Source organism: Winogradskyella bathintestinalis, from assembly GCF_030407435.1.
Classification (GTDB): Bacteria; Bacteroidota; Bacteroidia; order Flavobacteriales; family Flavobacteriaceae; genus Winogradskyella; species Winogradskyella bathintestinalis.
In genome coordinates, this window is record NZ_JASDDK010000001.1 from 73,450 (window position 1) to 87,852 (window position 14,403).

At 34.3% G+C, this 14,403-nt stretch carries 8 protein-coding genes; 5 read left to right on the forward strand and 3 right to left on the reverse strand.

Going from position 1 to position 14,403, the window contains the following annotated elements:
- The 3 genes from QMA06_RS00240 to QMA06_RS00250 all read right to left on the reverse strand — a co-directional run bounded on the left by QMA06_RS00240 (nucleotide 1) and on the right by QMA06_RS00250 (nucleotide 6,865).
- On the reverse strand, nucleotides 1-3,036 hold the full coding sequence (locus QMA06_RS00240; RefSeq protein WP_290204874.1) for a SusC/RagA family TonB-linked outer membrane protein: 3,036 nt from the start codon (nucleotides 3,034-3,036) through the stop codon (nucleotides 1-3).
- Nucleotides 3,037-3,288: 252 nt separating this feature from the next.
- Nucleotides 3,289-5,991, reverse strand: a complete 2,703-nt coding sequence (locus QMA06_RS00245) for a helix-turn-helix and ligand-binding sensor domain-containing protein (RefSeq protein WP_290204875.1) — start codon at nucleotides 5,989-5,991, stop codon at nucleotides 3,289-3,291.
- Between the two features lie 229 nt (nucleotides 5,992-6,220).
- On the reverse strand, nucleotides 6,221-6,865 hold the full coding sequence (locus QMA06_RS00250) for a fasciclin domain-containing protein (protein WP_290204876.1): 645 nt from the start codon (nucleotides 6,863-6,865) through the stop codon (nucleotides 6,221-6,223).
- Nucleotides 6,866-7,214: 349 nt separating this feature from the next.
- Here QMA06_RS00250 and ilvD point away from each other — a divergent pair, with 349 nt between their 5' ends.
- The 5 genes from ilvD (at nucleotide 7,215) to ilvA (ending at nucleotide 14,374) form a co-directional block, all read left to right on the forward strand.
- Nucleotides 7,215-8,894: a dihydroxy-acid dehydratase gene (gene ilvD, locus QMA06_RS00255; protein ID WP_290204877.1), complete on the forward strand. Its 1,680-nt coding sequence runs from the start codon at nucleotides 7,215-7,217 to the stop codon at nucleotides 8,892-8,894.
- A gap of 68 nt (nucleotides 8,895-8,962) precedes the next feature.
- Nucleotides 8,963-10,699, forward strand: a complete 1,737-nt coding sequence (gene ilvB, locus QMA06_RS00260) for a biosynthetic-type acetolactate synthase large subunit (RefSeq protein WP_290204878.1) — start codon at nucleotides 8,963-8,965, stop codon at nucleotides 10,697-10,699.
- Nucleotides 10,700-10,811: 112 nt separating this feature from the next.
- Nucleotides 10,812-11,342, forward strand: a complete 531-nt coding sequence (gene ilvN, locus QMA06_RS00265) for an acetolactate synthase small subunit (protein WP_290204879.1) — start codon at nucleotides 10,812-10,814, stop codon at nucleotides 11,340-11,342.
- Between the two features lie 114 nt (nucleotides 11,343-11,456).
- Nucleotides 11,457-12,959: a ketol-acid reductoisomerase gene (ilvC, locus tag QMA06_RS00270; RefSeq protein ID WP_290204880.1), complete on the forward strand. Its 1,503-nt coding sequence runs from the start codon at nucleotides 11,457-11,459 to the stop codon at nucleotides 12,957-12,959.
- A gap of 146 nt (nucleotides 12,960-13,105) precedes the next feature.
- Nucleotides 13,106-14,374 carry a threonine ammonia-lyase IlvA gene (gene ilvA / locus QMA06_RS00275; protein ID WP_290204881.1) on the forward strand — a complete coding sequence of 423 codons (1,269 nt, stop codon included), beginning with the start codon at nucleotides 13,106-13,108 and terminating at the stop codon, nucleotides 14,372-14,374.
- The last annotated feature ends 29 nt before the right edge of the window (nucleotides 14,375-14,403 follow it).

Here is a 14,403-nt window from a genome sequence, read left to right on the forward strand (position 1 = left end):
TTAAATTTTAATATTAATTCCGAAGGTATAAACGGCAGGAACCGGATAAGTTTGGCGATCTACACCATCGTTTACTTCTGGGTCGAACCCATTATAACTAAAGATAGTTATAGGACGTTCGGCAGTACAAGTTAGTCTCACTTCTGGCATATTTTCACCTCCAAGAGCCTTAGCCGGAATAGTATAAGCTAATTGAATGTTCTGAACCCGAAAATAAGATCCGTCCTCTACAAAAAAGCTACTCATCCTTTGATTCCAAGCTTTTCTACGCCCTTCAGAGGATGGATAAGAATTAGATGTGCCTTCACCATGCCATCTGTTTATAGCATACTCTGCATCGATGTTAGTATCGTTAGTAAAAATCACTTCTCCTCTTTTACGGTTCAAAATTTTATTACCTGTTTGGCCAGATACAGCTACAGATAGATCAAAATTCTTATAAGACACATTTAGATTACCACCATAGGAGAAAGAAGGTAGATACGACCCAAGAACCACTCTATCTTCTGCATCAATTACACCATCGTTATTTTGATCTTTATAAATAAAATCCCCAGGCACCAATTGATTTTGAATGGCGGTCAACTCATTTTGAGCAGTAGGATCTGCCGCTACTTGAGCTTCATTTTGGTAAACTCCATCTACTTCCCAACCGAAAAATGCATTAACAGGTTCGCCTACAATTAATCTTTGACGAAATGCAGCGCTTCCTGTATCAAAATATCCCTGATCGCTATCTATTTGAGTGATTTCATTTTTAAGTGTAGTGATATTTCCTCCAACAGAAAAACTCCAGTTATCATTAATATTCTGACTCCAATTAGCCGCAACTTCTAAACCTTGATTTCTCATTTCACCAATGTTATCATCCACCGTTTGCGAGATTATAGGCACCTGACGAGGCAATACTAAATCCTTAGTATCTCTTATATAATAATCGACCTCTAAATTTAATTTATTATCAAAAAGACGTGTACTAATTCCAAAATTCGTTTCTTCTAAAATCTCTCTAATTAAATTTCGGAAGGTGCTCGTTGCTAAAAATCCGTTTGTAGGTGTATCTCCAATACTAGTTACTAAGGTGGATATTGTATTGGTTCCGGTACTACCACCTAAAGATCCATTGGCCAATTGCCCCCAACTAGCACGTAACTTTAAAAAGTTAAATAGACCACTATTTTCCATAAAATTTTCATTGGAAACTACCCAGCCTAAACCAACTGATGGTGTTGTTACCCATAATTTTTCAGGAAATCTTCCATCTCCTTCATGTCTTATAGTGGCGTTAAGCAAATATCTATCCTTAAAGCTATATTCTAACCTACTAAAAACGGCAAATGAATAGAAACGATCACCGATTTCATTGACTTGGTCACTGAATGTAGTCGGATCGGCAAAATCAAGATACCACGAACTTTCTAATCCAATACCTTGTATATCATTTCCGGTAGCATTAAACAAATTCTGTTGTTGATCCCTATAGGATGAACCTGCTAATACGGTAAGATTATGTTCCCCAAAGTCGTCTGTATAAGTTAATGTATTATCCCAAATTTGATTTGAATATTTATTTTCAGCACGTCTTATATTCGAAGTTTCTCTTTGCGATTGACCTGAAATAAAATAAGGTAATCGTACATTTCGTTCAGATATGGTTGAATAATCGTGACTATATGACGTTTTAAATTTTAATTTATCTGGAATTAAATCATACTCTAAAAACATACTGGTTAAAACCTTTCTGATTTTGAGCTGATTATTGTTAAATGTCATCGCTGGAAATGGATTTTGCGCGCTACGATAGCCTAATAGACTCGCATCAGCATACGGAATTGGAGTTGCGTCCATATTAGTTTCATCAAAAACCGGTAAAATTGGAACCGCGAAATAGGCCTGAAACCATGCTCCATTTTCAGGATTATATTTTGTGGCATTACTAAAAATAGCATTGGTACCTACAGTTAAGCGATCGGAAAGATCTATCTGAATATTAGATTGAATATTGAAACGTTCATACTCATTCTTCATGTCCAAAATTCCATCTTGCGAAAAATAACTTGCGTTAACGCTGTACGTTGTTTTTTCTGATCCCCCAGCAACTCCAATACTATGACTAGAAATGGGTGCCACTCTTAAAATTTCTTTATACCAATCTGTGTTAACGTCTGGTATATTAGGATTAATTCTACTTCTTCCAAATCGTTGAATGGCATTTTCTACAAATTCAATGTCAGCTTGTGAACCAGATTCGTATGCCATAGTGGTAAACTGTTCTGCGTTAGCCATTTTAACGACATTCTGAGCATTTTGATAACCTGTAAAGCCATTATAGGTAAATACTGGTTTTTGTTCTTGTTTACCATTCTTAGTCTCAATGATAATAACACCATTTACACCTCTCTGTCCAAAAATAGAAATAGAGGATGCATCCTTAAGAACTGAAATCGTTTCAATTTGACTACTGTCTAAAAAATCAATTTCATCGTAAAACATACCGTCAACTACATATAACGGATTATTACCACCTCTAAAAGAACTTACACCGCGCACTCTAATTGTTGGTGAGCTACCAGGCGAACCATTACTTACCACTTGAACACCAGCCACCTTACCTTGCAAAGATTGAACAACATTACTGTTAGGAGTTTTAGCAATGTCCTCTGATTTTATAGTTGTTATTGCCCCTGTAACATCTGCTTTTTTCTGAGTACCATAACCGATAACTACGACCTCACTTAAAGAAGCAATATCATCTTGCAAGACAATATTTATAACTGATTGATTTTCTACCGTAACGGTTTGTGTAATGAAGCCCACATAACTGAACTCAATTTGTTCACCACGATTGATGTTAATAATGTATTTACCATCAAAATCGGTTGTAGTACCTCTACTGGTTCCTTGAACAATGATATTAACTCCGGGTAAAGGCATTCCATCGCTTTCACTTGTTACAATTCCATTAATCTCAAGTTGCTGCGCTACTGAGCAAATTGAAAAAAACAGCATTAATAATAAACTGATTTTTGTTTTCATAGAAGTTGATTAATATTTGATTAGACTGATTAGTTTATTTAGAAACTCGAAGTTATAATCTAATGTTAAACAACGTTAATATCTGTTTACATTTTAAATACGTCAATATATATAACGAAGGTTAACAATTGTTAATAAAACTTGATTTGACGTATCATAAAGCTATAAAAAAAACAATGCAGCTCCAAGGATATTAGCTACTTGACGTAGTAATGACGTAATTAAAAATTAGAATTTAGTAAGAAAAAGTATCTAACTTTTAATATTTAATAAATAATCCACTAAAGAAATATCATTTTCTAGATCTAATTTCTTTTTTAGACGATATCTGTGGGTTTCTACACCTCTTACTGAAATATTCATAAGTGGCGCAATTTCTTTGGAAGATAAATTCATTTTTATGTAGGCACAAACTTTTAAATCTTTTGGAGTTAGTTTTGAATGTTTCGCTTTTAAAAGTTCAAAATATTCATCATGTACTTGGCTAAAATTATTTTCAAAAACCTCCCATTCATCTTTTAAAACAATTGAATTATCTAACTTCTTTACCAACTTTTTATAAGAGTAATAGTCACTAAATTCATTCTTATTATTTATAAGTTCCTTCTTAATATCTTGTAAAGTTTCATTCTTCTTTACCAGAGCCATAGCGTTATTGGCAAGTTGCTTACTTTTAAGTTTAATTTCGTTTTGAAGTGTTTCATTTTTAAACTGTACTATCTGCTTTTCGTTTTCTAAAGATTTTTCTCGCAACAGTTTCTGCTGTTCTCTCTGATATTTAATTTTTATGATTCGCTGTTCTTTCGCAATTTTTTTATTATGCATGGTATAAAATAGGAATACCACTAAGCCAGCTATAAGCAAATAGAGTAAAAATCCTAAATGGTTTCTATACCAAGGTGGCATCACATCTATGTATAAAGATTGAATTGCAGAGGCATTACCAGAATTATCACTAGTTCTGAAAGAAATGGTATACTCACCATCTTGTAAGTTGGAAAAATCCACCTTATTATAATCTATTTTATACCATCGGCTATCTGTATCTGATATATTATACTCAAAAAAATGATTTAAGGAGCCTGGAGATGACAGTGCAACCGCCAAATTCTCATTAAATTTAAAACTAACTTCATTATTCGTTATATCAGAAATATTAATCGTTTCACCAGCAATTGAAATCGATTCTATATTTGGCTTTTCTAATTTAATTTTGCTTTTTGAAGCGCTATTAATCATCATAAAACCATTGTTGAGATTTAAAGCAAAAAGTGAATCTCTTATTTTTGAAACATTTTCATATCCTACGATATAGCGATCTTTTAAAAAACCATTATTTAAAATTAAGCTTTCTTCATTATTAGAAAACGATTTAAATTTTATAAAACCTCTTTTATGTTTTAAGGCTATTAGATCTGTATGGTCTTCAGAAATTATATAACTATCTTTTCCTAATTTATCATTTAACAATTCAAATGGCACAATTGAATCTAATATTGGTTCATACTTTTGCCAACCTTCATTAGTTTTAAAACTTATATTGTTCTTTATATTGTATATACGAATATTATAATTTGAATTAATGCCTTTGTCCTGATAGTTAGTTACCGATTTTATTGTATCAAAATCAGTACTAAAATTGACTTTAAAAACACCTTTTGTGGCATGGGCTATCCAAGCTGTAAACGGATTTTCGAAAACCACAAAACGTGATGGAATGGTAGTTTTGCCGAGATGTTTTACTTTCCATTCACTATTCTCTTTTTCAAATATTACAAGCCCAGAATATGTTCCTTGAATGTAGGTATGATTTCTTTCTGGCACTTTTTGAATTGTCCATCCACCTGTATAATTAGAAATCATTCTAAAATTATCTTTATCAACTAAAAAAGTACCTTCATTATGACCGCAAAAAAGATCTCCCTCTATAATTTCCAAATCCCATACTTGCCCTTGAGAACCTTCAACGAACATTAGTTTATCGTTTTCATCTAACCAAAAAAGACCAGTATTAGTACCAATATAAATAACATTTTTATACTCAACAATATCATATACGGCACCTAACCTGCCTGAAACATCGTTGAAAAAATAATTCTTATTATTTAAATCTATCTTAGAGATGCCATTGTCTAGTCCTATCCAGAGATTATTCCGTTCGTCTACTGTTTGTCCTAATACGGTGTTATTAATTAAACCATTTTCTTTACTAACATGAAATTTTAATTCCCCCTTTTTGTCGGTTAGAAGAATACCATCCTTTATAGTTCCAAAAACCATTTCACCATTATCTAAAACTGAAAACGCATTTAGTTGATGCAATTTTATTTGTTCGTTGATTTTGAACGTTGTCGGGACTAGTGTATTATTTTCTAAAAAGAAACTACCTTTTAAAGACGTCATTAATAGTAACTTTTCTTCATATCTATTAATCGAGATAATTTTGGTATCGGTTAATTGTTTATGAAAATAAAACAACTCTAAACCGTTTTCTTTTAATAAAAAAACACCTTTATTTAAAGTGCTTATATACAAATCGTCATCAATTACACTGCATGAGATAACAACAGAATTTGGTTTTAGTTGCGTTACAACTTCATCTTCATAAATATAAATATTTGAAAATGAACGGAATATAACTTTATTCTTAAATTTTACGATTTCCCAAATTTCTTCATTAGGAGAAATAATATCGGCTATAGAGGCGCTTATTGAATAATATTCTAATAGGCCAAAATCGTCCCGCTTCCAATAGCCAAACTCCTCATAAGATCCTGTATATATACTATCACCAACTGCTAAAACAGATCTAATTGTTGTATTATTTGGTAATTGATAGAATTTCCAAATTAAAGCATCATACTCCAGCAGTCCATTATGATTAGCTACATAGACCTTGCCATTATCTGCTCTTGAAATATCCCAGTTTTGATTTCCTGCTTTATATTCTGCCAAAGAATAATTCTGTACGCTCGGTGAAAACTGACTAAAACAATTGGAAGAAAATAAAAAGAAGAATAGCAAAAGTGATAAACACTTTTTTATACTGATATAATACATAAGTTATGATGAAATAGTTTAAAATTAATAATTTCATTCAAAAGGTAAGCATCTTATCCCTAAAATTCGAACATAAAAAAAGGCCCAACACATGTTGAACCTTTTATCAATTATAACTGATAGCTTACTTTTTCTTTGCCATTAAAACATCGTTAACGATATACACAATACCGTTAGATGCATCAACATTGCCTTGAACAACTTGAGATTTTGTACCTGTAGCATCTTTAATTACAAATTGGTCTCCATCCATCATTGCTGTTAATTCTTCACCTGCAACTGTTTTAAAAGTATACTTCCCTTTTGCTCCTTTAATTGCCGCCATAAGATTATCAGAAGTTATTTTTCCCGATACTACATGATATTGTAAAATATTTTGAAGCATCTCCTTATTTTCTGGTTTCATTAAATTTTCTACGGTGCCTTCTGGTAATTTAGAAAACGCGTTATTAGACGGAGCAAATACCGTATATTCACCTGGTTCAGATAGCATAGTATCTAAATCTGCAGCTTTTAGAGCTGCCACTAAAGTCGTAAGATCATCAGTTGCCATTGCTTTACCGGCTATACTAGATTCCATAGCCATGGTTTTCTTTTCTTCTTCCATTTTCTTCATTTCCATGTCTTTCTTTTGTTTAGCTTCCATTTCCATCTTCTCAGCCTCAACTTCCATTCGTTCTTGCTCTTTTTTACCATCGTTACATGCAGTTAACACTACTAATCCAACACATGCGATAGTTCCAAATATTCTGTTCATTCTTAATTTCATAATTAAAATTATTTATTGGTTATACTATATATACGGAAATACTGGGGTTTGGATTTACTTCATATCAGATTTAAGATAATTTTAACAGTAATCCCTTACACAGGAAATTAAGTTATTTCAAATAAAGAGGACGCATTCTATACAGAAAATTAATACACTTGAACATCATATTTAAACTACACTAATGTGCTTATTTTCAGTGTAATATGAATTTCATAGTAATATTGAATTTAGATAGCTATATGGATTCTAAGTCCATAAGTATAGTATATGAAGTAATTTAGTTTCCACAAATAAATATGCGTATCAAAGTGAATAGCTATAGGAACAGAATGCCTAAATAAAACGAATGAGTCAACTAAATAAATACAGTAAAACCGTTACCCAAGATCCTACACAGCCAGCAGCACAAGCCATGTTGCACGCCATCGGTCTTACAAAAAAAGATTTTTTTAAACCTATCGTTGGTATTGCAAGTACAGGTTACGAAGGTAATCCTTGCAACATGCACTTGAATGACCTGGCAAAATTGGTTAAAGAAGGTACAAAAAACGAGGATGTCATCGGTTTAATTTTTAATACCATTGGGGTAAGTGATGGTATTTCAATGGGTACACCAGGAATGCGCTACTCTTTGCCATCACGTGATATTATTGCAGATTCCATGGAAACTGTAGTACAAGCCATGAGTTACGACGGATTGGTTACTGTAGTCGGTTGTGACAAAAATATGCCTGGTGCTTTAATGGCCATGATTCGATTAAATAGACCAAGTATTTTAGTCTATGGAGGTACTATTGATTCTGGTTGCCATAACGGGCAAAAATTAGATGTTGTCTCGGCGTTTGAAGCTTGGGGCAGCAAAGTAGCCGGCACTATGGAAGAAACGGAATACCAAAGTATTGTAGAAAAGGCATGTCCGGGAGCTGGTGCTTGTGGAGGTATGTATACCGCAAACACGATGGCGTCAGCAATTGAAGCTTTAGGAATGACCTTACCTTTCAATTCTTCAAATCCTGCGTTGAGTGATGAAAAGAAACAAGAATCAGTTAGAGCTGGTGAAGCATTACGATTGTTGCTTGAAAAGGATATCAAACCTTCGGATATAATCACAAGAAAATCTCTAGAGAATGCTGTACGATTAGTAACTATTTTAGGTGGTTCTACAAACGCTGTATTACACTTTTTAGCCATTGCGAGAGCAGCACAAATTGATTTTACATTAAAAGACTTTCAAGATATTAGTGATAACACTCCATTTTTGGCGGATTTAAAGCCAAGTGGAAAATATTTAATGGAAGATGTACATGCGGTTGGAGGCATTCCTGCTGTATTAAAATATTTGTTAAAGAAAGGATTAATACATGGCGATTGTTTAACCGTAACAGGAAAAACAATAGCAGAAAATTTATTGGATGTTGATGATTTGAAAGAAGGACAAGACGTCATTAAACCAATTGAAGAACCCATCAAAATTTCAGGACACTTAAGAATGCTTTACGGAAATTTAGCAACCGAAGGAAGTGTGGCTAAAATCACAGGTAAAGAAGGCTTATGTTTTAGAGGAAAAGCGAAAGTTTTTGAAGGCGAATATGCCGCAAATGATGGCATTAGAGACGGAAAAGTTGAAAAAGGTGATGTCGTGGTCATTAGATATGAAGGCCCAAAAGGTGGTCCAGGAATGCCCGAAATGCTAAAACCAACTGCTGCCATAATGGGAGCAGGTTTAGGAAAAGACGTAGCATTAATTACTGATGGAAGATTCTCTGGTGGAACGCACGGTTTTGTCGTCGGACATATTACACCTGAAGCACAAGAAGGTGGTACGATTGCTGTCGTAAAAGATGGCGACATCATCACTATTGATGCTGAAACCAATTCAATATCATTAGAAGTATCAGAAGCAGAACTTCAAAGAAGACGCGAAAAATGGAAAGCACCAGCATTAAAATTTGAACGAGGAGTGCTTTATAAATATGCTAAAACAGTATCATCGGCTAGTAAAGGTTGTGTTACTGATGAATTTTAATACACAATAATATTTCTTGAATGTCACTCTGAGCGCAGTCGAAGAGTCTCAAATAGATTTTAATAAACATGAAAGAAACTCAAACTATAAAAAACAACACCAAAAGCACAGAAACCACTGAACGTATCTCAGGAAGCGAAGCCGTTATAAAATGTTTGCTTGCCGAAGGGGTGGACATCCTTTACGGATATCCAGGAGGCGCCATTATGCCTGTTTATGATGAATTATATAAATATCAAGATAAAATTCATCATGTGCTTACACGTCATGAGCAAGGTGCAGCACATGCAGCTCAAGGGTATGCACGTATTTCTGGTAAAGTTGGTGTCGCGATGGCGACTTCGGGACCTGGCGCTACTAATTTAGTAACCGGTATTGCAGATGCACAAATCGATTCTACACCTTTGGTATGTATTACTGGTCAGGTAGCATCGCATTTATTAGGAAGCGATGCGTTTCAAGAAACTGATATTGTCGGTATTTCAACGCCTGTGACTAAATGGAATTGTCAAATTACCAAAGCATCCCAAATTCCTGAAATTTTGGCCAAAGCATTTTACATTGCCAAAAGTGGACGACCAGGACCTGTTTTGATTGACATTACTAAAGATGCTCAATTTGAAGAATTCGATTTTAAATATGAAAAATGTAAAGGAGTAAGAAGTTATAAACCCATTCCAAACACAGAAGAGAATTCATTAAAAGCTGCGGCCGATCTTATAAATAATGCAAAAAAACCTCTAGTGGTTTGGGGACAGGGAGTAATATTAGGAAAAGCTGAAGAAGAATTTAAAGCCGTTATTGAAAAAGCTGGTATGCCTTCTGCTTGGACTATTTTAGGAGCTTCTGCGATTCCAACGTCGCATCCATTAAATATTGGTATGGTTGGTATGCATGGCAATTATGCACCAAATGTTTTAACCAATGAATGTGATGTTTTAATTGCTATAGGTATGCGTTTTGATGACCGTGTAACAGGAAATTTAGCCACCTATGCCAAACAAGCTAAAGTAGTTCATTTTGAAATTGACCCTGCTGAAGTAGATAAAAACGTAAAAGCAGATGTCGCTGTCCTTGGCAATGCTAAAACAAGCTTAAAAGAATTATTGCCATTACTAAATGCCAATTCGCATACAGAATGGCATCAAAAATTCAAGGATTTATATCATATAGAATACGATAAAGTCATTAAAGATGATTTACATCCAACAAAGGAAGGCTTAACCATGGGAGAAGTGTTGAAAGAAATCAACAGTCAAACAAAAGGGGAAGCTGCGATTGTTAGTGATGTTGGTCAACATCAAATGGTCGCTTGTCGTTACGCAGAATTCAACAAAACCAAAAGTAATATCACTTCTGGAGGTTTAGGCACTATGGGATTTGCATTACCTGCGGCCATTGGAGCAAAAATGGCAGCACCAGATAGAGAGGTTGTAATGATTGCAGGAGATGGAGGTTATCAAATGAATATTCAAGAATTGGGTACTATTTTTCAGCAAAAAGTACCCGTAAAAATTGTGGTCTTAAACAATGAGTTTTTGGGTATGGTTCGTCAATGGCAACAGTTGTTTTTTGATAGACGTTATGCCTCTACCGAAATGGTAAATCCAGATTTTGTGGCGATCGCAAAAGGATACCATATTGATGCTAAAAAAGTTACCGAAAGAAAAGATTTAAAAGCCGCGGTAAAAGAAATGATTGATTGTGAAGGCCCTTATTTTCTAGAGGTTCGCGTTGAAAAGGAAGGCAATGTTTTCCCTATGATACCGACAGGCGCAAGTGTTTCAGATATTAGATTAGAATAAATCAAAGAAAAAAAAGAACGGGAGAAAAGAAATAAGATGAATGAGATAAAAAATAAAATGGAACTAATTACGAGTCTATTTTCTATTCTCTTTTATCTATAATCTCAAAAAAATGAGTACAGAAAAAAAACAATTTACCGTATCTATATATACGGAAAACAACATAGGATTGTTGAACCGAATTTCCGCGATATTCCAAAGAAGACACATGAATGTGGAGAGCTTAAACACCTCACCTTCAGAGATTGATGGTGTATCAAGATTTACGCTAGTTGTTAACATCACAGAATCTCAAATGAAAAAGGTCATTGGTCAGATTGAAAAGCAGGTCGAAGTGATAAAGGCTTACTATCATACCGAAGATGAAATTATTTATCAGGAATCGTGTTTATTCAAAATAAAGTCTGAATTATTATTTGATGAACGTCAAATTCAGAATATCATCAAAGATAGCAATGCCAGAATTGTAACGGTAAACAAAGATTTTTTTGCTATAGAAAAATCAGGAAGAAAAGAAGAAATAGATTTATTACATCGCGAATTATACGTTTTTGGTATTATGCAGTTTACGCGTTCTGGTAGAATTGCAGTAACTAAGGACGAAATGAAAATATCAACGATGCTTAAAGCATTTCAAGAGTAAAAAAAGATTGAGATTAATATAAAAAAATGAATAAATAGAAGTTTTGATGTTTTGACTGAAAATTTATCAGTTTATTTTCTAACATCTAACTTCTATTATCTAAAAAAAGTAACAATGTCAAATTATTTCAACACATTACCATTAAGAGAACAATTAGAGCAATTAGGAAAGTGTCGTTTTATGGACGTTTCAGAATTTGAAGATGGTGTAAGCGCTTTAAAAGGAAAAAAAATCGTAATTGTGGGTTGTGGTGCTCAAGGCCTAAATCAGGGATTGAATATGCGCGATTCTGGATTAGATGTTTCCTATGCTTTAAGACAGAAAGCCATCGGTGAAAAACGTGATTCTTATAAAAACGCAACGTCTAATGATTTTACTGTGGGCACTTATGAGGAATTAATCCCGACGGCCGATTTGGTATTGAACTTAACGCCAGACAAACAACATACCAATGTCGTAAAAGCGGTTATGCCTTTAATGAAAAAAGGCGCAACGCTGAGCTATTCTCATGGTTTTAATATTGTAGAAGAAGGCACAAAAATTCGTGAAGATTTAACGGTAATTATGGTGGCACCAAAGTGTCCTGGGACAGAAGTACGTGAAGAATACAAAAGAGGATTTGGTGTTCCAACCTTAACAGCTGTACACCCAGAAAATGACCCAGAAGGAAAAGGTTGGGCACAGGCCAAAGCTTATGCTGCAGCAACTGGAGGTCACAGAGCTGGAGTTTTAGAATCGTCTTTCATTGCAGAAGTAAAAAGTGATTTAATGGGAGAACAAACCATTTTATGCGGTTTGCTTCAAACTGGAGCGATTTTATCTTTCGATAAAATGGTTGAAAACGGTATTGAACCGGGTTATGCGGCTAAACTTATTCAATTTGGTTGGGAAACGATTACTGAAGCGTTGAAACATGGAGGTATTACCAATATGATGGACCGTTTATCGAATCCAGCAAAAATTAAAGCGTACAATTTATCTGAAGAATTAAAAGACATTATGCGTCCACTTTTTGAAAAGCACATGGACGATATCATTTCTGGTCATTTCTCAAAAACGATGATGGAAGATTGGGCAAATGACGATGTCAACTTATTAAAATGGCGAGAAGCAACAGGAGAAACTGCTTTTGAAAAAACTGAACTAACTTCAGAGCACATTTCTGAACAAGAGTATTTTGATAATGGTGTTTTATTAGTAGCATTTGTAAAATCTGGTGTAGAATTAGCCTTTGAAACTATGGTGGCTGCAGGAATCATTGAAGATTCTGCTTATTATGAATCTTTGCATGAACTACCATTAATCGCCAACACCATCGCACGAAAAAAATTATTTGAAATGAATAGAGTTATTTCCGACACGGCAGAATATGGTTGTTATTTATTCGACCATGCTTGTAAACCCTTATTAACGGATTTCATGAAAACCGTTGACACCTCTATCATCGGAAAACCATTTTCAGATTCTAATGGAGTAGACAATGTAGAATTAATTGCCATTAATGATGCCATAAGAAATCATCCTATTGAGGCTGTTGGCCAACGTTTACGTACGGCAATGACAGCGATGAAAGTTATAAAATCTGATGTTGAAGTTAAAGATTCGGTTTTAGCGTAAACATAAATATATGGTGATAAATACACCCCTAAAGTCCCAAGAGGATAATAGTTATAAGATTGTTCAGAGGGTGTCCCCTTGAGGGGACTTTTGGGGTGATTAGGAAAAATTTAAATAAGAGATTTCTGCTATAGTAGGAAGTAAACATGGAAAACACAAAAACCACATACAGACCCACCTTAATAGATATTGAAGCTGCCGCTGAAAAATTAAATGGTATTGCTGCAGTAACACCTTTGATTAAAAATACTAGATACTCTAAGCATTTTGGGGCGAACATTTATTTCAAAAGAGAAGATTTACAAGAAGTGCGTTCCTACAAAATTCGAGGGGCTTATAATAAAATTTCATCCTTAGATAGCGGTCAGATTGAAAATGGAATTGTGTGTGCAAGTGCAGGAAATCATGCACAAGGTGTGGCACTTTCCTGTAAACTCTTAAAAATAAAAGGCACTATTTTTATGCCTTCGCCAACACCAAACCAAAAGATTGAGCAGGTTAAAATGTTTGGTGAAGATTATGTAGATGTCGTTTTAATTGGTGATACTTTCGACGATGCTTATCATGCTGCTATGCAGCAAAGTGAAGAACTGAACAAAACTTTTGTTCATCCATTTAATGATAAAAAAGTTATTGAAGGACAAGCCACAGTTGGTTTAGAAATTATAGATCAAGTAAAAATACATCCTATACATTACGTTTTTGTCCCAGTTGGAGGTGGTGGATTAGCAGCAGGATTATCAACGGTTTTTAAAATTTTATCACCGCAAACCAAAATTATTAGTGTAGAGCCCAAAGGTGCGCCAGCCATGTTAACTTCTATTAGAGCCAATAAAAATACAGAGTTAAAATCCATAGATAATTTTGTGGATGGTGCGGCCGTGAAACGGGTTGGAGATTTAAGCTTTGCCATTTGTAAAGAAACTTTACATCGTGTGGTTACCGTGGACGAGGGTAAAATTTGTCAGACGATTTTAGATTTATACAATAAAGATGCTATCGTTGTGGAACCAGCCGGAGCCTTAAGTCTTTGTGCTTTGGAGCAGTTTTCTGAAGAAATTAAAGGTAAAAATGTCGTTTGCGTTATTAGTGGTAGCAACAATGATATCACAAGAATGGCAGAAATTAAAGAACGCGCTTTAATATACACCAATTTAAAACACTATTTCATTATTAAATTCCCACAACGTGCAGGAGCTTTAAGAGAATTTGTAGTTGATATTTTAGGGCCTACAGATGATATTACCCATTTTGAATATACCAAAAAAGCCAACCGAGAGAACGATGTTGCGGTAGTTGGACTACAACTAAAATCCCCTGAAGATTTAGAACCCTTAATTACCAAAATGAAACTCAATAATTTCTTTGGAGATTATTTAAATGACAAACCCGATCTATTTCAATTTTTGGTATAATCCTCATAGCTTAACATATACTTAACCAT